Here is a 24,356-nt window from a genome sequence, read left to right as displayed (position 1 = left end):
ACACCCCGAGGCAACCCCGCCTGCCCGCTTTCCGTCTGACTGAGCGCGGGACGGCTCCGACCAGCCTGTCCGTCGCCTGGACTGATCACGGTACGCAGACGGGGGCATGACACGGCCCGCCCGCTGCGGGGGAAGCGGACGGAGCACCCATGAACGACGAAGCCGGCCTTGCGCTGCCCGGAATCGTGAGAGCACCTCACGGCCAGACGTCCGGCGGCGGGCAGCGGTCCGGGGCGGCGCCCCGCCCAAGAGCCCCCCGGCGCCGCAGTGTCGTCGCCGCGCTCACCGCCCTCCTGGCGACCGGCGCCGCCGGCGCCGTCACCTCCTGCACCGTGCCCGCCCCGCGCCGCGGCGGACCCGTGGCCGATCCCGCGCCCGGCATTCCCATAGCCGGATCGCGGCGCGCACAGCTGATGCAGTTCCTGGCGCACCCGGACGACGACCTGTACTTCATGAACCCGGACGCCCAGCAGATGCTGGACTCCGGAGTGCCGCTGGTCTGTGTGTACGTCACCGCGGGCGAGGCCAACGGCATCAACCGGCCCCCGGGAGAGCCGAAGCCGGCCCCCGACAAGAACGCGTACTCGTCGGCCCGGCACCAGGGCCTGCGCCAGGCCTATGCCACGCTGCTCGGCCTGGACAAGTTCACCGACTGGCACAAGGGCGTCGTCGCACTCCGCGGCGACCAGCGGGCCGAGATCAACACGCTCGCCAACGGCGGCCGCAGCGTCGAGCTGATCTTCCTCAATCTCGCCATGCACACGCCCGACGGCCGCCGCCTCGGCATCCCGAGCCTGTGGCGGGACCGGGGGCTGCAGCTGCCGACCGTCGTCGCCGACGACTCCCCGGTGCGGAAGGCCGGCTCGTACGACTACGACCAGCTCATCGACGTCCTCGTCGGGCTGCTGGACCGCTACCGGCCCACCGTCGTGCAGACACTCGACCCCGACCCGGACATCCAGCACAGCGACGAGGCGACCCGCAAGAGGGACAGCGAGCAGCCCGGCTACTCCGACCACCCCGACCACACGGCCGTGGCCTGCTTCAGCTGGGCCGCCCTGGTGCACTGGGTCGCCGAGTCCACGCAGGACGGCGGCGAGGTGCCCGGCTTCGCCGCCACCGCCTTCCGCGGCTACTACAACCGCCACTGGCCCAAGAACCTCCCGCCGGCCGTGCTCGACCGGAAGGCCGCGAACCTCGTGCCGTACGGCGGTGACGCCGGCTGGGACTGCGGCAACGCGGGCGGCTGCGGTGACTACGGCGTCGGCGGCAAACGTCCGCTCCTGAACAAGAAGGGCTGGGTCCGCTCCACCCACCACCGCTACCCGGGCACCCGCACCGCCGTGTCCGCCGAGCCGGACGGCAGGCTCGCCGCGTACGGCGTGCTCGGGCTGCGCGCCGTGCGCTGGCGCGAGACCGGGCGCGGCACCGGGCGTTGGGGCGCTCCCGACGACCTCGGCGGCGGACCGCTCGCCCCGACCCTCGGCACGGCCGTGCTGGAGGACGGCCGCCAACTGCTGTTCGGGCTGCGGTTCGAGGCGATCAGCGGACACGGCGGGACCAACTCCCGCGAGATCGTGCTGCTGGAACAGCGTTCGGCGGGCGGCCCGTTCCTCGCGTGGAGAGGGCTCGGCAACCCGGAGCGGATCGATGACCGGGGGCGTCGGATCGGCGTCCCCGTGGCGGCAACCGCTCCCGACGGCCGCGTGCATCTGTTCGTGCGCAACGCGGACAAGGGCGTCAGCACACGGGTCCGGGAGGCGGACGGCAGCTGGAGCGGCTGGCAGGACCTCGGCGGCGGCGAGACCCAGGACGCCCTGACGACCATGGTGGACACCGAGGGCCGTGTCCATGTCTTCGGCGCGGGCCGCACCGGCGTCCATCACTGGACGCAGGACCACCCCGGCGGTCCCCTGACGCACCGCCGGGACAGCGGGCTGCCGCTCGCCGTCGAGGCCCCCGCCGCGCTGCCGGACCCGGACGGTTCGGTCCGGCTGTTCTACCGTTCGGAGCGGCCGTGGCAGCCGGAGTTCCCTGATGACGGCCGCGGCACGGCCTCACCCGAGCTGCTCGCCATCAGCGCCGACGGCGAGCAGCTGCCGGCCGTGCGCTTCGACGGATACGGGCCGGTCGTCGCGGCCGGCAGCCGGGAAGGATCCCTGCTGCTCGGCCGGGATCTGCGCGGCCGGATCCAACTGCACCACGCAGGGAAGCTGTTGACGCGTACGAACGGGCCCCTGGCGCTGGACGTGCCGGCCCTGCGGGTCACGACCGAGGGGGCGACCCTCGTCGGACTGGGCCCGGACGCCCACCCATGGACCTGGGCGCCGCGGACCGGCACCGCCGGCTGAGCAGGTACGGCGACACGACGAAGGGCCCCGCACCTCTCGGTGCGGGGCCCTTCTTGCAGCTCAGCGAGCTGCCAGGTCAAACGATCAGCAATTACTTGGTGATCTTGACGACCTGGCCGGCGCCGACGGTCCGGCCACCCTCACGGATGGCGAACTTCAGGCCCTCCTCCATGGCGACCGGCTGGATCAGCGCGACGGTCATGGAGGTGTTGTCGCCCGGCATGACCATCTCGGTGCCCTCGGGGAGGGTCACCACGCCGGTCACGTCCGTGGTACGGAAGTAGAACTGCGGGCGGTAGTTGTTGAAGAAGGGGGTGTGACGGCCACCCTCGTCCTTCGACAGGATGTAGGCCTGGGCCTCGAACTCGGTGTGCGGCGTGACCGAACCGGGCTTGATGATGACCTGGCCGCGCTCGACGTCCTCGCGCTTGATGCCACGGAGGAGCAGACCGACGTTCTCACCGGCCTGGCCCTCGTCGAGCAGCTTGCGGAACATCTCGATGCCGGTGACCGTGGTGGTGGTCTTCTCCTGCTTGATACCGACGATGTCGACGGTCTCGTTGACCTTGAGGACACCACGCTCGATACGGCCGGTGACGACGGTGCCACGACCGGTGATCGTGAAGACGTCCTCGATCGGCATCAGGAACGGCTTGTCGACGTCACGCTCGGGCTGCGGGATCGCCTCGTCGACGGCGGCCATCAGGTTCAGGACCGACTGGCCCCACTCCTTGTCGCCCTCGAGCGCCTTGAGCGCCGAGACCTTGACGACCGGCAGGTCGTCGCCCGGGAACTCGTACTCGGAGAGGAGCTCACGCACCTCGAGCTCGACGAGCTCCAGGATCTCCTCGTCGTCCACCATGTCGGCCTTGTTCAGGGCGACGACGATGTACGGAACGCCGACCTGGCGGGCCAGGAGCACGTGCTCCTTGGTCTGCGGCATCGGGCCGTCGGTGGCGGCGACCACGAGGATGGCGCCGTCCATCTGGGCAGCACCGGTGATCATGTTCTTGATGTAGTCCGCGTGACCGGGGCAGTCGACGTGGGCGTAGTGACGCGACTCGGTCTGGTACTCGACGTGCGCGATGGAGATGGTGATACCACGCTGACGCTCTTCGGGCGCCTTGTCGATCTGGTCGAAGGCCGAGGCCTCGTTCAGGTCCGGGAACGCGTCATGCAGCACCTTGGTAATGGCGGCCGTGAGGGTCGTCTTACCGTGGTCGATGTGACCGATGGTGCCGATGTTGACGTGCGGCTTAGTCCGCTCGAACTTCGCCTTCGCCACTGGGGTCCTCCTGTGGAGTGGTTCTGTACGCCTTACTCATCGGCGCCAGGTGATCTTTGCTGGGATGCCGGGGCCCGGGGCATTCCATCCGGGAATCGGATGGAATGCCCCAGCAGGCTCCGGTGACAAGCCTAAAGCGTGTACTCGGGAGAGTTACTCGCCCTTGGCCTTCGCGATGATCTCCTCGGCGACGTTCCGGGGAACCTCGGCGTAGGAGTCGAACTGCATCGAGTAGCTTGCGCGACCCGAGGTCTTGCTGCGGAGGTCTCCGACGTAGCCGAACATCTCCGAGAGCGGCACCAGACCCTTGACGATCCGGGCGCCCATGCGCTCCTCCATGGCCTGAATCTGGCCACGGCGGGAGTTGATGTCGCCGATGACCTCACCCATGTAGTCCTCGGGCGTGGTGACCTCAACGGCCATCATCGGCTCGAGGAGCACGGGCGAAGCCTTGCGCGCGGCCTCCTTGAAGGCCTGCGAACCGGCGATCTTGAACGCGAGCTCGGAGGAGTCGACCTCGTGGTAGCCACCGTCGAGAAGAATGACGCGGACGCCCGTCATCTCGTAGCCGGCCAGGATGCCGAACTGCATGGCCTCCTGCGCACCGGCGTCCACCGAAGGGATGTACTCCTTCGGGATACGGCCACCGGTGACCTTGTTCACGAACTCGTACGAGGCGTCGCCGCCCTCGATCGGCTCGATCGCGATCTGCACCTTGGCGAACTGACCGGTACCACCGGTCTGCTTCTTGTGCGTGTAGTCGTGACGCTCGACGCCCTTGCGGATCGTCTCGCGGTACGCGACCTGCGGCTTGCCGACGTTCGCCTCGACCTTGAACTCACGGCGCATACGGTCGACCAGCACCTCGAGGTGCAGCTCGCCCATGCCACCGATGATGGTCTGGCCGGTCTCCTCGTCCGAGTGGACCTGGAAGGAGGGGTCCTCCTCCGCGAGACGCTGGATGGCAACACCCAGCTTCTCCTGGTCGCCCTTGGACTTGGGCTCGATCGCGACCTGGATGACCGGCGCCGGGAAGTCCATGGACTCCAGGATCACCGGGTTCTTGTCGTCGCTCAGCGTCTCACCCGTGGTGGTCTGCTTCAGGCCCATGACGGCGACGATGTCGCCGGCGCCCACCGACTCGATCTCCTCACGCTTGTTCGCGTGCATGCGGTAGATCTTGCCGATGCGCTCCTTCTTGCCCTTGACGGAGTTCAGCACCGCGGTGCCGGACTCCAGGCGGCCCGAGTAGACCCGGACGAAGGTGAGCTTGCCGAGGTGCGGGTCGCTCATGATCTTGAACGCCAGCGCCGACAGCGGCTCGTCGTCGGACGGCTTGCGCTTGACGACGACGTCCGCGTCCTTGACGTCGTGGCCCTCGATGGCCTCGACGTCCAGGGGGGAGGGCAGGTAGCGGATGACCGCGTCGAGCAGGGGCTGAACGCCCTTGTTCTTGAACGCGGTGCCACAGAACACCGGGGTGACCGTGACGTCCTTCGACTTGCCGGAGGCGATGGTGATACGACGGATCGCGGCATACAGCTGCTCCTCGGAAGGCTCCTGGCCCTCGAGGTACAGCTCCATGATCTCTTCGTCGTTCTCGGCGACCGTCTCGACGAGCTTGCCGCGGTACTCCTCGGCAGCCTCGGCGTGCGTGGCCGGGATGTCGACGACGTCGTACATCTCGCCCTTGGCCGCCTCGGCGGACCAGACCAGGGCCTTCATACGAACCAGGTCGATGACGCCCTTGAAGTCGGCCTCGGCACCGATCGGCAGCTGCATCACGATCGGGGTCGCGCCGAGGCGGTCCTTGATCATGTCGACACAGCGGTGGAACTCGGCGCCCGTACGGTCGAGCTTGTTGACGAAGCAGATACGCGGAACGCCGTAACGGTCCGCCTGACGCCAGACGGTCTCGGACTGGGGCTCCACACCGGCGACACCGTCGAACACGGTCACAGCGCCGTCGAGGACGCGGAGCGAACGCTCCACCTCGACGGTGAAGTCGACGTGACCCGGGGTGTCGATGATGTTGATGGTGTGGTCGACGTCCTCGAGCGGCCAGTGACAGGTCGTCGCGGCGGACGTGATGGTGATGCCGCGCTCCTGCTCCTGCTCCATCCAGTCCATCGTGGCAGCGCCGTCGTGGACCTCACCGATCTTGTAGGAGACACCGGTGTAGAACAGGATCCGCTCGGTGGTCGTCGTCTTGCCCGCGTCGATGTGGGCCATGATCCCGATGTTTCGGACCTTGGCCAGGTCAAGTGAAGTGGTAGCCATAAGGCTTCAGTCTTCTCTCGGTCTCGATGTGGGTTGCGACTACCAGCGGTAGTGCGCGAAGGCCTTGTTGGACTCGGCCATCTTGTGCGTGTCCTCGCGCTTCTTGACCGAAGCGCCGAGGCCGTTGGAGGCGTCCAGCAGCTCGTTCATGAGGCGCTCGGTCATGGTCTTCTCACGGCGGGCGCGGGAGTAACCCACGACCCAGCGCAGCGCGAGGGTGGAGGCGCGACCGGGCTTGACCTCGATCGGGACCTGGTAGGTGGCACCACCGACACGGCGGGACTTGACCTCGAGAGACGGCTTGACGTTCTCGAGGGCGCGCTTCAGCGTGATGACCGGGTCAGCGCCGGTCTTCTCACGGAGGCCTTCCATGGCGCCGTAGACGATGCGCTCAGCGGTGGAACGCTTGCCGTTGAGCAGGATCTTGTTGATCAGCGAGGTCACCAGAGGAGAACCGTAAACCGGGTCGATGATGACCGGGCGCTTCGGGGCGGGGCCCTTACGAGGCATTCTTACTTCTCCTTCTTGGCGCCGTAGCGGCTGCGGGCCTGCTTGCGGTTCTTGACACCCTGGGTGTCGAGGGAACCGCGGATGATCTTGTAGCGAACACCCGGCAGGTCCTTCACACGGCCACCACGCACGAGCACGATGGAGTGCTCCTGCAGGTTGTGTCCCTCACCCGGAATGTAGGCCGTGACCTCGATGCCGGAGGTCAGACGCACACGCGCGACCTTACGCAGGGCCGAGTTCGGCTTCTTCGGGGTGGTCGTGAACACACGCGTGCAGACGCCGCGACGCTGAGGGGAACCCTCGAGTGCGGGCGTCTTGTTCTTCTCGACCTTGTCCTGCCGGCCCTTACGGACCAGCTGCTGGATCGTAGGCACTACTTCTCCGGTTTCTGTGTGCCGTCAGTGAAGCTAACCTGGAACGTCGCCGACCCACGCGGTCGGGTGTGTCGAATGCTGCTGACCCCCGCCGCAGGACGGAAAAGGCGCAGATTACGGTGGCCGGTCTTGAACCCGTCATGCGGTTGAGGACACGCACACGAGCCCAGGCACACCCCAGGCACAAGGTCTGAGCGTACCTACCTCACCGAGTTCGGTCAAAACAAATGCAGGCAGCCGCGACACGCCGGACTTCCTACGGCGATTCGTCGCCGGAACCTTCCGTTCGCGAGCCTGCCCCGGTCGCCCGGGTTTTCAGACACCTGTCTTCAGTAGGTTGATCACTCACCGTGACAACGGAGGACTGTGTGCCGGCGTCGTACCGACAGGGCCCTCGTCCGCGTCCAGCGGCTCCGGCACCCCCGAGCAGCCGCCGTGTCCGGGCCTGGGGACACCGTCCTGCCGGCCGGTGCGAGTCACCGCGAGCGGACGGGACCAGACGGCGCCCGTCCGGCGCGCCGGCTGGAGCTGATCGGCGGGGACCGGCCTGGAGGTCCACCAGAAGGCCGGTTCGGCGAAGTACGCGCTGCGCGTGGTCAGCGACGTCTTCCGCCGACAGGGCCTCGGCTCGGCCACGCCGCTGTCTGAGGCTGCCGGCCACCCCCGTGCCCTGCCGGGCGGTGCGATGCCACAGCGGCCGACCGCACAGCCCCTGCCGACGCGCGCGGGACGCGCCGCGCACGCGCCGTGCGGGTGCCGGTCCGGCCCCGTGCACACCCGCGGCGCTGGTGCTGCCCCTCACGCCCCCGGTGCACCGCGTCGGCAGCGGACGCCCACGGGGCGCCGGTCCCGCCCGTACGGGCCTCTGCAGCCCTCCCCCGCAGCGCACCCCGCCCTCCGCCCGGAGCCGGTCAACGGCACGTCCGCACCGCGGGCACCAGCTCGCGGCGCTGACGCCGCCTCTCCGGGAATCTGCCGCTCTTCCCCGGACACGCCGAAGGGCGGTCACCCCGCACGGGGTGACCGCCCTTCGTCAGACATGCGCCTTACTGGTTGTACGGACCGTAGTCGTAGTCCTCCAGCGGAACGGCCTGGCCGGAGCCGGTGCCGAACGGCGAGTAGTCGATGTCGTCGTAGCCGACGGCCGAGTACATCGCGGCCTTGGCCTCCTCGGTCGGCTCGACCCGGATGTTGCGGTAGCGGGACAGGCCCGTACCGGCCGGGATGAGCTTACCGATGATGACGTTCTCCTTGAGGCCGATCAGGGAGTCCGACTTGGCGTTGATCGCCGCGTCGGTCAGGACCCTGGTCGTCTCCTGGAAGGACGCCGCCGACAGCCACGACTCGGTCGCCAGCGAGGCTTTGGTGATACCCATCAGCTGCGGACGGCCGGAGGCGGGGTGACCGCCCTCGGTGACCACACGACGGTTCTCGGTCTCGAACTTCGAGCGCTCCACGAGCTCGCCCGGCAGCAGCTCCGCGTCGCCGGACTCGATGATCGTCACGCGGCGCAGCATCTGCCGGATGATGATCTCGATGTGCTTGTCGTGGATCGACACACCCTGCGAGTTGTAGACCTTCTGGACCTCGCCGACCAGGTGGACCTGAACGGCCCGCTGGCCGAGGATGCGCAGCACGTCGTGCGGGTTGGTGGCACCCGCGGTGAGCTTCTGGCCCACCTCGACGTGGTCGCCCTCCGCGACCTCCACACGCGCACGCTTCGAGATCGGGAACGCCGTCTCGTCGCTGCCGTCGTCCGGAGTGACGACGATCTTCTTGGTCTTCTCGGTCTCCTCGATCCGCACGCGGCCGGCGGCCTCGGAGATCGGGGCGACACCCTTCGGGGTACGGGCCTCGAAGAGCTCGACGACACGCGGCAGACCCTGGGTGATGTCGTCACCGGCCACACCACCGGTGTGGAAGGTACGCATCGTCAGCTGGGTACCGGGCTCACCGATGGACTGGGCGGCGATGATGCCGACCGCCTCACCGATGTCGACCAGCTTGCCGGTGGCGAGCGAACGGCCGTAGCAGTACGCACAGGTGCCGACCGCGGACTCACAGGTCAGGACCGAGCGGGTCTTGACCTCCTCGACACCCGCGGCGACCAGCGCGTCGATGAGCACGTCACCGAGGTCGACGTTGGCCGGCGCGATGACCTTGCCGTCGACGACGACGTCCTCGGCGAGCATGCGTGCGTACACGGAGGTCTCGACGTCCTCCGCCTTGCGCAGCACGCCTTCGGCGCTCTTCTCGGCGATCCGCAGCTTGAGGCCGCGGTCGGTGCCACAGTCCTCTTCGCGGATGATGACGTCCTGCGAGACGTCCACCAGACGACGGGTCAGGTAACCCGAGTCGGCGGTACGCAGGGCGGTGTCCGCCAGACCCTTACGGGCACCGTGCGTGGAGATGAAGTACTCCAGCACGGACAGGCCCTCGCGGAAGGACGCCTTGATCGGACGCGGGATGGTCTCGTTCTTGGCGTTGGACACCAGACCACGCATACCGGCGATCTGACGCATCTGCATCATGTTTCCGCGAGCACCCGAGTTGACCATCATGAAGATGGGGTTGGTCTTCGGGAAGTTCGCGTTCATCGCGTCGGCGACCTCGTTGGTCGCACGCGTCCAGATGCCGATGAGCTCGTTGGTGCGCTCTTCCTTGGTGATCAGACCGCGCTCGTACTGCTTCTGGACCTTCTCGTCCTGAGCCTCGTACGAGGCGACGATCGCCTTCTTCGCCTCGGGCACGACGACATCGGAGATGGCGACGGTGACACCGGAGCGGGTGGCCCAGAAGAAACCGGCCGCCTTCAGGTTGTCGAGCGTCGCGGCCACGATGACCTTGGGGTAGCGCTCGGCCAGGTCGTTGACGATCTCGGAGAGCTGCTTCTTGCCCACCGAGTAGTCGACGAACGGGTAGTCCTCGGGCAGCAGCTCGTTGAAGAGCGCGCGGCCCAGGGTCGTGCGCAGCCGGAAGCTGTCACCCTGCTGCCACTCGCCCGCGCCGGAGTCGCTGTCGGATCCAGCACCCTCCTCGGCGACCGGGGGGACCCAGCCGCGCGGCGGGATGGTGCCGACGGGGAAGCGGATGTCGACCTTCGCCTGGAGCGAGAGCTCGCGGGCGTCGAACGCCATGATCGCCTCGGCCGTGGAACCGAAGGACCGGCCCTCGCCGATGACCTTGCGCTCCTCCTCGTCCGTGGTGAGGAAGAAGAGGCCCAGCACCATGTCCTGGGTCGGCATGGTGACGGGACGGCCGTCGGCCGGCTTGAGGATGTTGTTCGAGGACAGCATCAGGATGCGGGCCTCGGCCTGCGCCTCCGCGGACAGCGGCAGGTGCACGGCCATCTGGTCACCGTCGAAGTCCGCGTTGAACGCGGTGCAGACGAGCGGGTGGATCTGGATGGCCTTGCCCTCGACCAGCTGCGGCTCGAAGGCCTGGATGCCGAGGCGGTGCAGCGTGGGCGCACGGTTCAGCAGCACCGGGTGCTCGGCGATGACCTCTTCGAGGACGTCGTACACGACGGTGCGGCCACGCTCGACCATGCGCTTGGCCGACTTGATGTTCTGCGCGTGGTTCAGGTCGACCAGACGCTTCATCACGAACGGCTTGAAGAGCTCCAGCGCCATGGCCTTGGGCAGACCGCACTGGTGCAGCTTCAGCTGCGGGCCGACGACGATGACGGAACGCGCCGAGTAGTCGACTCGCTTGCCGAGCAGGTTCTGACGGAAGCGGCCCTGCTTGCCCTTGAGCATGTCGCTCAGGGACTTCAGCGGGCGGTTACCGGGACCGGTGACCGGGCGACCACGACGACCGTTGTCGAACAGCGCGTCGACGGCCTCCTGGAGCATCCGCTTCTCGTTGTTCACGATGATCTCGGGAGCACCGAGGTCGAGCAGACGCTTCAGACGGTTGTTGCGGTTGATGACCCGGCGGTACAGGTCGTTCAGGTCGGAGGTCGCGAAGCGGCCACCGTCCAGCTGCACCATCGGACGCAGGTCCGGCGGGATCACCGGGACGCAGTCCAGCACCATGCCCTTGGGGCTGTTGCTGGTCTGCAGGAAGGCGGAGACGACCTTGAGGCGCTTGAGCGCACGGGTCTTCTTCTGGCCCTTGCCGGTACGGATGATCTCGCGGAGACGCTCGGCCTCCTCCTCGAGGTCGAAGGACTCCAGGCGCTTCTGCAGCGCCGCGGCACCCATCGAGCCGTCGAAGTACGTGCCGAAGCGGTCACGCAGCTCGCGGTAGAGCAGCTCGTCGCCCTCCAGGTCCTGGACCTTGAGGTTCTTGAAGCGGTTCCACACCTCGTCGAGACGGTCGATCTCGCGCTGCGCACGGTCGCGCAGCTGCTTCATCTCACGCTCGGCGCCCTCGCGCACCTTGCGGCGCACGTCGGCCTTGGCACCCTCGGCCTCGAGCTCGGCCAGGTCGGTCTCGAGCTTCTTGGCGCGGGCCTCGAGGTCGGCGTCGCGGCGGTTCTCGATCTGCTGACGCTCGACGGAGACGTGCGCCTCCAGCGACGGCAGGTCGCGGGTGCGGCGCTCGTCGTCCACGAATGTGATCATGTATGCGGCGAAGTAGATGACCTTCTCGAGGTCCTTCGGCGCCAGGTCCAGCAGGTAGCCCAGACGTGACGGAACGCCCTTGAAGTACCAGATGTGCGTGACGGGAGCGGCCAGCTCGATGTGGCCCATCCGCTCACGGCGCACCTTGGCGCGGGTGACCTCGACGCCACAGCGCTCACAGATGATGCCCTTGAAGCGCACACGCTTGTACTTGCCGCAGTAGCACTCCCAGTCCCGGGTCGGACCGAAGATCTTCTCGCAGAAGAGTCCGTCCTTCTCGGGCTTGAGCGTGCGGTAGTTGATGGTCTCCGGCTTCTTGACTTCGCCGTGCGACCAGGTCCGGATGTCGTCCGCGGTGGCCAGGCCGATCCGCAGCTCGTCGAAGAAGTTGACGTCGAGCACTTGTCGTCAATCCCTCTTTCGGGGTCGAGTCTCAATCAATGGTCTGTACGGGTCCGGGGACGACGGGGGCTCCAGCAGAGCCCCCGTCAGGCCCGTCAGACCTCTTCGACGCTGCTCGGCTCGCGCCGGGACAGGTCGATTCCGAGCTCTTCCGCAGCGCGGAAGACGTCCTCGTCGGTGTCGCGCATCTCGATGGACATGCCGTCCGAGGACAGCACCTCCACGTTGAGGCACAGGGACTGCATCTCCTTGATGAGCACCTTGAAGGACTCAGGGATGCCGGGCTCGGGGATGTTCTCGCCCTTGACGATGGCCTCGTAGACCTTCACGCGACCGGTGACGTCGTCGGACTTGATGGTCAGCAGCTCCTGGAGGGCGTAAGCGGCGCCATATGCCTCCAGCGCCCACACCTCCATCTCGCCGAATCGCTGGCCACCGAACTGGGCCTTACCACCCAGCGGCTGCTGGGTGATCATCGAGTACGGACCGGTCGACCGAGCGTGCAGCTTGTCGTCGACCAGGTGGTGGAGCTTGAGGATGTACATGTACCCGATCGAGATCGGGTCCGGGAACGGCTCGCCGGAGCGGCCGTCGAACAGGTTGGCCTTGCCGGACGCCTGGACCAGCCGGTTGCCGTCGCGGTTCGGGATCGTGGCCTCGAAGAGACCGGCGATCTCGTCCTCGCGCGCACCGTCGAAGACCGGGGTCGCGACGTTGGTGCCGGGGGCGACCTGGTCGGCGCCGATGGCCTGCAGGCGCTGAGCCCAGTCGTCCGCGAGCCCGGAGACGTCCCAGCCACGGCTGGCGAGCCAGCCGAGGTGGATCTCCAGGACCTGTCCCGGGTTCATTCGGGACGGGACACCCAGCGGGTTGAGGATGATGTCGACCGGGGTGCCGTCCTCCAGGAACGGCATGTCCTCGATCGGCAGGATCTTGGAGATGACGCCCTTGTTGCCGTGACGGCCGGCGAGCTTGTCACCGTCGGTGATCTTGCGCTTCTGCGCGACGTACACGCGAACCAGCTGGTTCACGCCGGGCGGCAGCTCGTCGCCCTCCTCGCGGTCGAAGACGCGGACGCCGATGACCTTGCCGGTCTCGCCGTGCGGCACCTTCAGCGAGGTGTCACGGACCTCACGGGCCTTCTCGCCGAAGATCGCGCGGAGCAGGCGCTCCTCCGGGGTCAGCTCGGTCTCACCCTTGGGCGTGACCTTGCCGACCAGGATGTCGCCGGCGACGACCTCGGCACCGATACGGATGATGCCGCGCTCGTCGAGGTCGGCGAGGACCTCCTCGGAGACGTTCGGGATGTCCCGGGTGATCTCCTCGGGGCCGAGCTTGGTGTCACGGGCGTCGACCTCGTGCTCCTCGATGTGGATCGAGGAGAGGACGTCGTCCTGCACGAGGCGCTGCGACAGGATGATCGCGTCCTCGTAGTTGTGACCCTCCCACGGCATGAACGCGACCAGCAGGTTCTTGCCGAGCGCCATCTCGCCGTTCTCGGTGGCCGGACCGTCGGCGAGGACCTGGCCCTCGATGACCCGGTCGCCCTCGGCGACGATGACCTTCTGGTTGACCGAGGTGCCCTGGTTCGAGCGCGAGAACTTCGCGACGCGGTACGTGGTGTACGTGCCGTCGTCGTTGGCGACGGTGATGTAGTCGGCCGAAACCTCCTGGATCACACCGTCCTTCTCCGCCTTGATGACGTCGCCGGCGTCGGTGGCACAGCGGTACTCCATGCCGGTGCCGACGAGCGGGGCCTCCGCCTTGATGAGCGGAACGGCCTGGCGCATCATGTTCGCGCCCATGAGGGCACGGTTGGCGTCGTCGTGCTCGAGGAACGGGATCATGGCGGTCGCGACCGACACCATCTGGCGCGGCGAGACGTCCATGTAGTCCACGTCGGAGCCCGGGACGTAGTCGACCTCGCCGCCACGGCGGCGGACCAGGACACGCGCCTCGGCGAAGCGCATGTCGTCGGTCAGCGCGGCGTTGGCCTGGGCGATGACGAAGCGGTCCTCCTCGTCGGCGGTCAGGTAGTCGACCTCGTCGGTCACCTGGTCGTCGACGACCTTGCGGTACGGGGTCTCGACGAAGCCGAACGCGTTGACCCGGCCGTACGAGGCGAGCGAGCCGATCAGACCGATGTTCGGGCCTTCGGGCGTCTCGATCGGGCACATGCGGCCGTAGTGCGACGGGTGCACGTCACGGACCTCGAAGCCGGCCCGCTCACGGGAGAGACCACCCGGGCCAAGAGCCGACAGACGGCGCTTGTGGGTGAGACCCGACAGCGGGTTGTTCTGGTCCATGAACTGCGACAGCTGGCTGGTGCCGAAGAACTCCTTGATGGAGGCGACGACCGGCCGGATGTTGATCAGGGTCTGCGGCGTGATCGCCTCGACGTCCTGCGTGGTCATGCGCTCACGCACGACGCGCTCCATACGAGCCAGACCCGTACGGACCTGGTTCTGGATGAGCTCGCCGACGTTGCGCAGACGACGGTTGCCGAAGTGGTCGATGTCGTCGGTCTCGACGACGATCTGGGTGCCGCTCTCGCCGACCGTCTCGGTCTCACCGGCGTGCAGCTTGACCAGGTACTTGATGGTCGCGATGACATCGTCGGTGGTGAGCACGCCGGCGTCCAGCGGCTCGTCCGCGCCGAGCTTCTTGTTGACCTTGTAGCGGCCGACCTTGGCGAGGTCGTAGCGCTTCGGGTTGAAGTAAAGGTTCTCAAGAAGGGTCTGCGCGGCCTCGCGCGTCGGGGGCTCGCCCGGGCGCAGCTTGCGGTAGATGTCGAGCAGCGCGTCGTCCTGGCCCTGGGTGTGGTCCTTCTCCAGGGTGGCGCGCATCGACTCGTACTCGCCGAACTCCTCGAGGATCTGCTCGGTGGTCCAGCCGAGCGCCTTGAGCAGGACGGTGACGGACTGCTTGCGCTTACGGTCGATACGGACACCGACCATGTCGCGCTTGTCGATCTCCATCTCCAGCCAGGCACCCCGGGACGGGATGATCTTGGCCGTGAAGATGTCCTTGTCGGACGTCTTGTCGATGGAGGAGTCGAAGTAGACACCCGGTGAGCGGACCAGCTGCGACACCACGACACGCTCGGTGCCGTTGATGACGAACGTGCCCTTGTTCGTCATGAGCGGGAAGTCGCCCATGAAGACCGTCTGGGACTTGATCTCACCGGTCTCGTTGTTGGTGAACTCGGCAGTGACGAAGAGCGGGGCGGCGTACGTGAAGTCGCGCTCCTTGCACTCGTCGATGGAGTTCTTCGGAGGCTCGAAGCGGTGGTCGCGGAAAGTCAGCGACATCGACCCGGAGAAATCCTCGATCGGCGAGATCTCCTCGAAGATCTCCTCCAGACCGGACTTGGTGGGGACGTCCTGTCCGTTCTCGAGAGCCGCCTCGACTCGAGCCTTCCATGCGGCATTGCCGAGCAGCCAGTCAAAGCTCTCGGTCTGCAACGCAAGGAGGTTCGGAACCTCGAGGGGCTCCTTGATCTTTGCAAAGGAGATGCGCAGCGGGGCAGTGCTGGCGCCGTTGTTCGTATTCGCGGTCGAGGCGTTGCGCGAGGCGGCCAAGAGGGGGTCCTTCCGAGGGCTCGGACTCACTACGCGCGTACCGGTCCCATGCTGTGCACGGATAAAGAAAGCCCAGGTCAGGACGATCAATCAGCCGATGCTCAAATATGGGCATGCCCCTGGTGACGGGCAGGGGGCAGCTAACAGGCAGCGCAAAGGGTCAGTGTAGCCACTTGGCACACTGATGTCCAGTGCGGGTTTTTGAAACCCTCGTTGTTCTCAACTCCGCGACCCCTGCGCCTTGTGGCGCACATCGATACTGCCCGTTCGGTCGTCGATCCATGCCTCGGATACGGATCGTTGTGACGACGCGTCCTGAGAATTGCGCGCTGCGTGCGGTTCGTCAAGGCCCCCCAGCCCATTCCTGCTGCGGGGATCGTCACTGACCAGCGTGGGGAACGCACGGCGAAGATCACCATACTCTCCGCAGCGGCCGGAACAGGCGGCCGTCGCGGGTACGCCGAAGGGCGACCACCCGTATGGATGATCGCCCTTCGCGTGCGCCCAGCGGCGCGAGAGTCGTCAGACTCGGACCATGTGCCCGGAGGCACCCGGTCGGGACTTACTTGACCTCGACGGACGCGCCGGCGGCCTTGAGGGACTCGGCAGCCTTCTCGGCGGCCTCCTTGGCGACCTTCTCGAGGACCGGCTTCGGGGTGCCGTCGACGAGGTCCTTGGCCTCCTTCAGGCCCAGGGAGGTCAGCTCACGCACGACCTTGATGACCTGGATCTTCTTCTCGCCGGCACCGGTGAGGATGACGTCGAACTCGTCCTGCTCCTCGACGGCCTCAGCGGCGGCGGCCGGACCGGCCGGACCGGCAACGGCGACCGCGGCGGCGGCGGTGACGTCGAACTTGTCCTCGAACGCCTTCACGAACTCGGAGAGCTCGATGAGGGTCATCTCCTCGAACTGCGCGAGCAGGTCTTCCTGGCTGAGCTTCGCCATGATGGGCGATCCTTCCAACTAATTCGGCTGGTGCCGAGATGTACATGTCGGCGGGCGTGCGGCCCGCTACGACCAGCGCCTCAGGCGGCGCTGATCAATGCGCGAGCCGAATTACTCGGCACCGCCCTGCTCGGCCTGCTTGGCACGGAGCGCGTCCACGGTGCGGACGAGCTTCGAGGGGAGCGCCTGGAAGAGCGAGGCAGCCTGGGACTGCTTGCCCTTGAACGCACCGGCCAGCTTGCTGAGCAGAACCTCGCGGGACTCGAGGTCCGCAAGCTTCTTGATCTCATCGGCGGACAGCGCCTTGCCATCAAGGACACCGCCCTTGATGATCAGGTTCGGGTTGTCCTTGGCGAAGTCACGAAGACCCTTCGCCGACTCCACCGGGTCACCGGTGATGAAGGCAACCGCCGTCGGACCATTGAACTGGTCGTCGAGCGAAGTGATCCCGGCCTCGTTGGCCGCAATCTTGGTCAGCGTGTTCTTCACCACGGCGTACTGGGCGTTCTCACCGAGAGAACGGCGCAGCTGCTTGAGCTGAGCCACGGTGAGACCCCGGTACTCGGTCAGCACGGCGGCGTTCGAGCTGCGGAACTGGTCCGCGAGCTCGGCTACCGCGGCAGCCTTGTCGGGCCTTGCCATAGAGCGTCGGCCTCCTTCCGGGTGATGAGGACCGCTCAGAAGGGGCTGAACAAAACGAAACGCCCCGGCGCAGGCGCACGGGGCTCAGCTCGACCGGAACGGGTCCGGGAACTCTCCACAGTCACCTGCGCAGGACGTCCGCGTCTCAGCGGAACCTTCGGCCGCCGAACCCCCGAGAACGAGAGCACGGCAACGACCAGCGGTCTTTGGCTTCTGTGGAAGAGTACGGGAACGGATCGCGGTCAGGCAAATCCGCCCGATTGCGTCAGGCGCCCTCGGCGTCCTTCATCATCTCGGCGAGGTCGACGGTCTCACCGGGGGACGGGGCCTTCACGGTGACCGGCTTGTTGACGGCCAGGAACTTGATGACCACGTCCAGCGGACCCTTGTCGGTGGTGCTGCGGGTACGGAACTGCTTGGTCTGGTCGTTCTCGTCGATCCACATGTCCATCGTGAGCGACTTGGCGCCGAGCTTCTCGTAGTCCTTGAGGCTCTGCTCCCGGCTCTTCCTGGTCGCCGCGTCCTCGCCCTTGAGGCTGTCCCGCATGGCGTCGAGGGTGAGCGTGCCGGAGTAGTGCGTGGTCTTCACGCCGTCGATGGTCTCCTCACCGACCTTCTTGAGGTCCTTGGAGGCCGTGAGCGCCGCGGAGTCCTGGGCCGGGTTCTGCTCCGCCTGGCGGGACAGGCCCGCCATGGGGTCCTCCCCGCCGGCCTCCTTGAGTGCGGCGAGGTCGAACTTCATCCAGTTCTTGCCGGGCTCGAGCGGCTCCCCGCCGTTCATGTACATCGCTCCGCCGACGACGCGGATCTCGACCTCACCGGAGTCGGCCCCCGTGCCGCCCTCCATCTTCATCTGCAGCGCGAGCGGCTTCATGCTCATGGAGGCCTGGGCCTTCATCGAGCCGTCCCCCGGCACCTTGCCGCTCATCGAGTAGGTGAGCGACGTGATCTTCTCGTTCTTCTCCGCGGCGCGCTTGATCGCGGCGGCCGGAGTGACCTCCACGGGCTTCGGCGCGGACGACGAGGTCTTGCCCCCGGGTGACGCCTTGTCGTCCTCACCCGTGCACGCTGCCGTGCCGCACAGCAGCGCGCCGGCCAGCGCGACTCCGGCCATCTTCCGGTACATCGAATTCACGTTCCCCCCACGGGATCTTGCTCTATTTTCGATCATTCATTCGCGACCCTACCGTTCGCCGCGGACAACACGTACCGAAAAACGGACCGGCCCCCTCGGCTCCGGAGAGCCGAGGGGGCCGGTTCAGTACGCGAGACCCGCGACTGCCGTCAGATTCAGACGGCGGCCGGGTCCTCCTCGACGAGGAGGTTGCGGGTGCGGTTGGAGTCCAGCGGGATGCCGGGGCCCATCGTGGTGGTCAGGGTCGCCTTCTTGATGTAGCGGCCCTTCGCGGCGGACGGCTTCAGACGGAGGATCTCCTCCAGCGCCGCGGCGTAGTTCTCGACCAGCTTCGTCTCGTCGAAGGAAACCTTGCCGATGATGAAGTGGAGGTTCGAGTGCTTGTCGACGCGGAACTCGATCTTGCCGCCCTTGATGTCGTTGACAGCCTTGGCGACGTCCATGGTCACGGTGCCGGTCTTCGGGTTCGGCATCAGACCACGCGGACCGAGCACGCGGCCGAGGCGGCCGACCTTGCCCATGAGGTCCGGGGTGGCGACGACGGCGTCGAAGTCCAGACGGCCCTTCGCAACCTCGTCGATCAGTTCGTCGGAGCCGACGATGTCGGCGCCCGCGGCTTCCGCGGCCGCAGCACGGTCACCGGTCGCGAAGACCAGGACCCGGGCGGTCTTACCGGTGCCGTGCGGAAGGTTCACGGTGCCACGGACCATCTGGTCGGCCTTGCGCGGGTCAACGCCCAGGCGGAAGGCGACCTCGACGGTGCCGTCGAACTTGGTGGAGGCGGTGTCCTTCGCAAGACGGACGGCCTCGAGCGGGGCGTAGTTGCGCTCCCGGTCGATCTTCTCGTCCGCGTTGCGGAGAGCCTTGCTGCGCTTCACTTCTTCTCCTGTTGGTTCAGGTGTGGAGTCGTGGTCCGGGCCAGCGCCTGGCCCTACCACTGGGGCTGTGCCCAGATGCGGCTGACGCCGCGTGGCGGTGAGCTGATCAGCCCTCGACCGTGATGCCCATGGAGCGGGCGGTGCCGGCGATGATCTTCTCGGCGGCGTCAAGGTCGTTGGCGTTCAGGTCGGGCATCTTGGTGGTGGCGATGTCACGGACCTGGTCGCGCGTCAGCTTGGCGACCTTGGTCTTGTGCGGCTCGCCGGAGCCCTTGTCCACACCCGCGGCCTTGAGGATCAGCTTGGCGGCCGGCGGAGTCTTCGTGACGAAGGTGAAGGAACGGTCCTCGTAGACCGTGATCTCCACCGGCACGACCATGCCACGCTGCGACTCGGTCGCGGCGTTGTAGGCCTTGCAGAACTCCATGATGTTGACGCCGTGCTGACCGAGCGCGGGACCGACCGGCGGAGCCGGGTTGGCCGCACCGGCCTGGATCTGGAGCTTGATGAGCCCCGTGACCTTCTTCTTCTTGGGAGGCATTGCTCTCTCCGGGTCCTAGTGAGAGTTTTCCGCCTGCCACCCGATCATCCGGATGGAGGCATACCGCACAACGATAACGGGTATAGCTGCGCGGCCAAAAACCGAGCAGGTCAGAACGGCTGCGAGAGCCGGTCTGACCTGTTCGGAGGCGTATGTTCCAGAAGGTGCCGGAGGCTAGTTCTTCTGGATCTGGTCGAAGCTCAGCTCGACCGGGGTCTCGCGGCCGAAGATCTCGACGAGGCCCTTGACCTTCTTCGAGTCGGCGTTGATCTCGTTGATCGTGGCCTGCAGGGTGGCGAACGGACCGTCGGTGACGGTGACCGAGTCGCCGACCTCGAAGTCCAGCACCTGGACCTCGACCTTGCGGGCCGGAGCCGGCTTGCCCTCGGCCTCGGCGGCCTCACGGGCGGCCTTCTCCTCGGCCTCCGGGGCGAGCATCTTCACGATCTCGTCCAGCGTCAGCGGGTACGGGTCGTAGGCGTTGCCCACGAAGCCGGTGACGCCAGGGGTGTTGCGCACGACGCCCCAGGACTCGTTCGTCAGGTCCATGCGCACCAGCACATAGCCGGGGAGCTTGTTCTGCCGGACGTTCTTGCGCTCGCCGTTCTTGATCTGGACGATCTCTTCCTCGGGCACCTCGGCCTGGTAGATGAAGTCCTCGACGTTCAGCGAGACGGCGCGCTGCTCGAGATTCGCCTTCACGCGCTTCTCGTAGCCCGCGTAGGTGTGGATCACGTACCACTCGCCGGGCAGACCGCGCAGTTCGTCGCGGAGCGCGGCGATGGGGTCGGCCGGAGCCTCGGGCTCTCCCTCGCCGGCCTCGGCGGCCGCTTCGGCCTCCTCGACGGCGGCCAGGGCGGCCTCGTCCTCGTCGACCTCGGCGAGTGCGGTGGCCTCGTCCTCGACGTGCACGGCGGCGACCTCGGCCGGCTCGCCGGCCTCGACGTCGGCAGCTTCAGCCTGGTCCGGCTCCACAGCGTCCGCCGCCTCGACGATGTCGAGCTCGTCCTCAACGGACTCGAAGCTCTCGCCGGCCTCGGCGGCGTCGTTCAGGTTCGGGTCAGACACGGTGGCTGCTTCTTCCTGGATACAGATGGGTGGAACATGCGAAAGGGGCGCCGCATCACGGCGCCCTCCGCGGATCAGCCGAAGACGTACTTGACTGCTTCCTGGAAGCCATAGTCAATCACGGTCACAAGGCCGATCATGATGACAACGAAGACAATCACCACTGTCGTGTACGTCGTCAGCTGATGCCGGGTCGGCCAGACAACCTTGCGGAGCTCAGCGATGATCTGCCGGTAGAAAAGCCCGAGTCGGCCGAGCGGGCCCTTCTTGCCGCGCTTGCCGCCCTTGCGGGGCTTCTTCTCCTGCGTGTCGTCCTCGGCATCAGGCATGTCGATGGAGCCTACGGCGTCCGTCACGATGTTTCACCTGATTCCCGGGTCGTGGCCGTGCCGCGCCCGGTGGAGCCGCACGGCGAATGCAGTGATGTACGTACATGCGCACACAGCCTGGCGAGGTGTGTGTAGCAGGGCCGGAGGGACTTGAACCCCCAACCGCTGGTTTTGGAGACCAGTGCTCTACCAATTGAGCTACGACCCTTTGTTTCCCCCAACCTACCGCATCCGCCCGGCTGCACGGAGTGCGCAGAGCATCTGTTGCTGGTGAGGACCAACGACGAGTGAGTGTACGTGTTCCCAGGCCCGGCGTCGAACACGGTCCGTCGGCCGACCTCTCGTGACCGGTAATGTCCGCTCCTCGAAACCTGTGTGCCGCCTCCGTTTCCTGTCTGGGAGCATGGCCGTATGAGCGCTGCAACCCCTCCCACCGAGCGCCGGGTCTCCGCGCGCATCGGCGCGATCTCCGAGTCCGCGACCCTCGCCGTCGACGCCAAGGCCAAGGCCCTCAAGGCCGCCGGACGTCCGGTGATCGGCTTCGGCGCGGGTGAGCCGGACTTCCCGACACCCGACTACATCGTCGAGGCCGCCATCGAGGCCTGCCGCAACCCGAAGTACCACCGCTACACGCCGGCCGGCGGTCTGCCCGAGCTGAAGAAGGCCATCGCGGACAAGACCCTGCGGGACTCCGGTTACGAGGTCGACCCCGCCCAGGTCCTGGTGACCAACGGCGGCAAGCAGGCCATCTACGAGGCTTTCGCGGCGATTCTGGATCCGGGCGACGAGGTGATCGTCCCCGCGCCGTACTGGACGACCTACCCCGAGTCGATCCGTCTGGCGGGCGGTGTCCCGGTCGAGGTCGTCGCCGACGAGACCACCGGCTACCGGGTCTCCGTGGAACAGCTGGAGGCCGCGCGCACGGAGAAGACCAAGGTGGTCCTCTTCGTCTCCCCGTCCAACCCCACCGGCGCGGTGTACAGCGAGGCCGACACGGAGGCGATCGGCCGCTGGGCCCTCGAGCACGGGCTGTGGGTGCTGACGGACGAGATCTACGAGCACCTCGTCTACGGCGACGCGACGTTCTCCTCGCTGCCGACGCTCGTGCCCGAACTGCGCGACAAGTGCATCGTGGTCAACGGTGTCGCCAAGACCTATGCGATGACCGGCTGGCGCGTCGGGTGGATCGTCGGCCCCAAGGACGTCGTCAAGGCCGCGACCAACCTCCAGTCCCACGCCACGTCGAACGTCTCGAACGTCGCGCAGATCGCGGCGCTGGCCGCCGTCTCCGGCAACCTGGACGCGGTCGCCGAGATGCGCACCGCCTTCGACCGCCGCCGCCAGACGATCGTGCGGATGCTGAACGAGATCGACGGCGTGTTCTGCCCCGAGCCCGAGGGCGCGTTCTACGCGTACCCGTCGGTGAAGGCGCTGCTCGGCAAGGAGATCCGCGGCAAGCGCCCGCAGACCTCGGTGGAGCTGGCGGCCCTGATCCTGGACGAGGCCGAGGTCGCGGTCGTCCCGGGCGAGGCGTTCGGCACGCCGGGTTATCTGCGGCTGTCGTACGCACTGGGCGACGAGGACCTGGTCGAGGGCATCTCCCGGCTGCAGAAGCTGCTGGCCGAGGCCCGCGACTGACCCTCCTGCGCACGGAACGGGCCCCGGCAGCCGCCGGGGCCCGTTCCCGTTTCTTCGTTCGGGCAAGAACCCGATCGGGGAAAGAGGCTGCCGTTCGGCGATCCGGTGCGGCAGGATCCTGGAATGGAGCACCTCCGAGACGTAAAGCTGCTGCCCAAGGCCCATCTCCATCTGCACTTCACGGGGTCCATGCGACCCGCCACCCTCCTCGAGCTCGCCGACAGGTACGGCGTCCATCTGCCCGAGGCGCTGACGGGCGGCGAGCCCCCGAAGCTGCGTGCCACCGACGAGCGCGGCTGGTTCCGCTTCCAGCGGCTCTACGACATCGCGCGCTCCTGCCTGCGCAGCCCCGAGGACATCCAGCGGCTGGTGCGCGAAGCCGCCGAGGAGGACGTCCGGGACGGCTCGGGATGGCTGGAGATCCAGGTCGACCCGACCTCGTACGCGCCGATGCTGGGCGGGCTGATCCCGGCCCTGGAGATCATCCTGGACGCCGTGGAGCGCGCCGGGCGGGAGACCGGGCTCGGGATGCGGGTGCTGGTGGCGGCCAACCGGATGAAACACCCGCTGGACGCCCGCACCCTGGCGAGGCTCGCGGTGCGCTACGCGGACCGGGGCGTCGTCGGCTTCGGGCTCTCCAACGACGAGCGCCGGGGCATGGCGCGCGACTTCGACCGCGCCTTCGCCATCGCACGCGACGGCGGCCTGCTCGCGGCGCCGCACGGCGGCGAGTTGACCGGCCCCGCTTCCGTACGGGACTGTCTGGACGATCTGCACGCCTCGCGCATCGGCCACGGCGTCCGGGCGGCCGAGGACCCGCGGCTGCTGCGCAAGCTCGCCGACAGGGGCGTGACCTGCGAGGTGTGCCCGTCGTCGAATGTCGCGCTCGGGGTGTACGAGAAGCCGGAGGACGTACCGCTGCGGACGCTGTACGACGCCGGCGTCCCGATGGCGCTCGGTGCCGACGACCCGCTGCTGTTCGGCTCGCGTCTCGCTGCCCAGTACGACTTCGCGCGCAGGCACCACGCCTTCACCGATGCGGAACTGGCGGAACTGGCCCGCCAGTCGGTGCGGGCGTCGGCGGCGCCGGAGGCGGAGCGGGTCAAGCTGCTGTCGGGGATCGACGACTGGCTGGCTTCCTGAACGGCTGAGGCGCCCGGCCCGCACCCGGAGCGTTGACGGCCGGGCGTGAGTGCTCCGGCCGCCCCCGGAAGTGGATGGCCACCTCGGTGCGGTCGACGTCCCAGTGCAACTGCATTTCGCTCACGAGCGAGCTGATCGGCATCCGGTGCCCCGCGATGACGAGGGGCTTCGTGTGCGAGCCGAAACCTGCGGCGTGGGCGAACCGCATCGCGGCCGATGCGAGGACCTCACGGCTGCCGGTCAGGAACAGCGTCCGCGCGTAGCGCGCCGGGAACAACCGGTCGTGGTCCTTGGCACGGTCGTGCTGCTCCGCCCAGGCAGCGGCGTCAGCGGCGGTCCGCCGCTCGTCGGTGGTGACGGTGAGCGGCCTGCCCCGGACGAGCCGCCGCCGCAGCTGCGGCCAGGAGCTGACGCGCAGCCCGGGTGACCTGCGGTGGCCGAGGACAAGGTCGAGCTCGCCGAGCGGGAGGTGCACCAGTGTGTGCGGGGAGTACGCGGCGAAGGAGAAGTACCCGGCGAGCTGTGACAGTCCTTCGTGGTCGCCGGTCAGGTCGCGCCAGTCGGTGTAGGTCGTGCGGCGCAGTGAGGTGCGCGGCCGGACGACACGGTATTCGCGGCCGTCGAGGCGCGGCCGGAACTCGGTGGTCCTCAGCCGCACGGGGCGGTCCGTTTCTTACTGCGAGGT

The 24,356-nt window shown here is 67.5% G+C and carries 17 protein-coding genes and 1 tRNA gene; 3 read left to right on the top strand and 15 right to left on the bottom strand.

Going from position 1 to position 24,356, the window contains the following annotated elements; genetic code table 11:
- Positions 1 to 149: 149 nt before the first annotated feature.
- On the top strand, positions 150 to 2,351 hold the full coding sequence (locus tag ABZ208_RS08275) for a PIG-L family deacetylase (RefSeq protein WP_356908741.1): 2,202 nt from the start codon (positions 150 to 152) through the stop codon (positions 2,349 to 2,351).
- A gap of 91 nt (positions 2,352 to 2,442) precedes the next feature.
- Here ABZ208_RS08275 and tuf read toward each other — a convergent pair whose 3' ends face one another.
- The 14 genes from tuf to ABZ208_RS08205 all read right to left on the bottom strand — a co-directional run bounded on the left by tuf (position 2,443) and on the right by ABZ208_RS08205 (position 21,098).
- Positions 2,443 to 3,636, bottom strand: coding sequence for an elongation factor Tu (tuf, locus tag ABZ208_RS08270; protein WP_356908740.1), 1,194 nt, complete (start codon positions 3,634 to 3,636; stop codon positions 2,443 to 2,445).
- 153 nt (positions 3,637 to 3,789) lie between these two features.
- Complete coding sequence (fusA, locus tag ABZ208_RS08265; RefSeq protein WP_356908739.1) at positions 3,790 to 5,916, bottom strand: elongation factor G; 2,127 nt, start codon at positions 5,914 to 5,916, stop codon at positions 3,790 to 3,792.
- Positions 5,917 to 5,955: 39 nt separating this feature from the next.
- Positions 5,956 to 6,426 carry a 30S ribosomal protein S7 gene (rpsG, locus tag ABZ208_RS08260; RefSeq protein ID WP_006347241.1) on the bottom strand — a complete coding sequence of 157 codons (471 nt, stop codon included), beginning with the start codon at positions 6,424 to 6,426 and terminating at the stop codon, positions 5,956 to 5,958.
- 2 nt (positions 6,427 to 6,428) lie between these two features.
- The gene (gene rpsL / locus ABZ208_RS08255) at positions 6,429 to 6,800 is read right to left on the bottom strand and encodes a 30S ribosomal protein S12 (RefSeq protein ID WP_003948652.1); all 372 of its coding nucleotides are present in this window, start codon (positions 6,798 to 6,800) and stop codon (positions 6,429 to 6,431) included.
- 1,046 nt (positions 6,801 to 7,846) lie between these two features.
- Positions 7,847 to 11,770 carry a DNA-directed RNA polymerase subunit beta' gene (locus ABZ208_RS08250; RefSeq protein WP_356908738.1) on the bottom strand — a complete coding sequence of 1,308 codons (3,924 nt, stop codon included), beginning with the start codon at positions 11,768 to 11,770 and terminating at the stop codon, positions 7,847 to 7,849.
- Between the two features lie 95 nt (positions 11,771 to 11,865).
- Complete coding sequence (rpoB, locus tag ABZ208_RS08245; protein ID WP_328397622.1) at positions 11,866 to 15,351, bottom strand: DNA-directed RNA polymerase subunit beta; 3,486 nt, start codon at positions 15,349 to 15,351, stop codon at positions 11,866 to 11,868.
- A gap of 562 nt (positions 15,352 to 15,913) precedes the next feature.
- Entirely contained in the window at positions 15,914 to 16,297 is a 384-nt protein-coding gene (gene rplL, locus ABZ208_RS08240; protein ID WP_356908737.1) for a 50S ribosomal protein L7/L12, read from the bottom strand.
- Positions 16,298 to 16,408: 111 nt separating this feature from the next.
- Entirely contained in the window at positions 16,409 to 16,939 is a 531-nt protein-coding gene (gene rplJ, locus ABZ208_RS08235; RefSeq protein WP_356908736.1) for a 50S ribosomal protein L10, read from the bottom strand.
- A 265-nt stretch (positions 16,940 to 17,204) separates the two neighbouring features.
- A complete protein-coding gene (locus tag ABZ208_RS08230) occupies positions 17,205 to 18,065 on the bottom strand; it encodes an LppX_LprAFG lipoprotein (RefSeq protein ID WP_356908735.1) in 861 nt (286 codons plus the stop codon).
- Positions 18,066 to 18,229: 164 nt separating this feature from the next.
- Positions 18,230 to 18,952 (bottom strand): 50S ribosomal protein L1, encoded by a 723-nt coding sequence (gene rplA, locus ABZ208_RS08225; RefSeq protein WP_356908734.1) that lies wholly within the window; start codon positions 18,950 to 18,952, stop codon positions 18,230 to 18,232.
- Between the two features lie 106 nt (positions 18,953 to 19,058).
- A complete protein-coding gene (gene rplK / locus ABZ208_RS08220) occupies positions 19,059 to 19,493 on the bottom strand; it encodes a 50S ribosomal protein L11 (RefSeq protein WP_003956479.1) in 435 nt (144 codons plus the stop codon).
- 174 nt (positions 19,494 to 19,667) lie between these two features.
- A complete protein-coding gene (gene nusG / locus ABZ208_RS08215) occupies positions 19,668 to 20,561 on the bottom strand; it encodes a transcription termination/antitermination protein NusG (protein ID WP_356908733.1) in 894 nt (297 codons plus the stop codon).
- A 74-nt stretch (positions 20,562 to 20,635) separates the two neighbouring features.
- Entirely contained in the window at positions 20,636 to 20,917 is a 282-nt protein-coding gene (gene secE, locus ABZ208_RS08210; protein WP_356908732.1) for a preprotein translocase subunit SecE, read from the bottom strand.
- A gap of 108 nt (positions 20,918 to 21,025) precedes the next feature.
- A tRNA-Trp gene (locus ABZ208_RS08205) sits at positions 21,026 to 21,098 on the bottom strand.
- Between the two features lie 203 nt (positions 21,099 to 21,301).
- Here ABZ208_RS08205 and ABZ208_RS08200 point away from each other — a divergent pair.
- Positions 21,302 to 22,528 carry a pyridoxal phosphate-dependent aminotransferase gene (locus tag ABZ208_RS08200; protein WP_356908731.1) on the top strand — a complete coding sequence of 409 codons (1,227 nt, stop codon included), beginning with the start codon at positions 21,302 to 21,304 and terminating at the stop codon, positions 22,526 to 22,528.
- Between the two features lie 123 nt (positions 22,529 to 22,651).
- Positions 22,652 to 23,671, top strand: coding sequence for an adenosine deaminase (locus tag ABZ208_RS08195; RefSeq protein ID WP_356908730.1), 1,020 nt, complete (start codon positions 22,652 to 22,654; stop codon positions 23,669 to 23,671).
- Here ABZ208_RS08195 and ABZ208_RS08190 read toward each other — a convergent pair.
- Positions 23,631 to 24,329: a hypothetical protein gene (locus ABZ208_RS08190; RefSeq protein ID WP_356908729.1), complete on the bottom strand. Its 699-nt coding sequence runs from the start codon at positions 24,327 to 24,329 to the stop codon at positions 23,631 to 23,633. The genes ABZ208_RS08195 and ABZ208_RS08190 overlap by 41 nt on opposite strands.
- Positions 24,330 to 24,356: the final 27 nt, after the last annotated feature.

The organism is Streptomyces sp. NPDC006208, from assembly GCF_040613775.1.
In the GTDB taxonomy this organism is placed as follows: Bacteria; Actinomycetota; Actinomycetes; order Streptomycetales; family Streptomycetaceae; genus Streptomyces.
This window is presented reverse-complemented; position numbering and strand designations above follow the sequence as displayed.

Coding starts and splice junctions, on each gene's coding strand:
- ABZ208_RS08275 (WP_356908741.1), top strand. CDS start 150: ATGAACGACGAAGCCGGCCTTGCGCTGCCCGGAATCGTGAGAGCACCT.
- fusA (WP_356908739.1), bottom strand. CDS start 5,916: ATGGCTACCACTTCACTTGACCTGGCCAAGGTCCGAAACATCGGGATC.
- rpsG (WP_006347241.1), bottom strand. CDS start 6,426: ATGCCTCGTAAGGGCCCCGCCCCGAAGCGCCCGGTCATCATCGACCCG.
- rplL (WP_356908737.1), bottom strand. CDS start 16,297: ATGGCGAAGCTCAGCCAGGAAGACCTGCTCGCGCAGTTCGAGGAGATG.
- rplJ (WP_356908736.1), bottom strand. CDS start 16,939: ATGGCAAGGCCCGACAAGGCTGCCGCGGTAGCCGAGCTCGCGGACCAG.
- ABZ208_RS08230 (WP_356908735.1), bottom strand. CDS start 18,065: ATGTACCGGAAGATGGCCGGAGTCGCGCTGGCCGGCGCGCTGCTGTGC.
- rplK (WP_003956479.1), bottom strand. CDS start 19,493: ATGCCTCCCAAGAAGAAGAAGGTCACGGGGCTCATCAAGCTCCAGATC.
- ABZ208_RS08200 (WP_356908731.1), top strand. CDS start 21,302: ATGAGCGCTGCAACCCCTCCCACCGAGCGCCGGGTCTCCGCGCGCATC.
- ABZ208_RS08195 (WP_356908730.1), top strand. CDS start 22,652: ATGGAGCACCTCCGAGACGTAAAGCTGCTGCCCAAGGCCCATCTCCAT.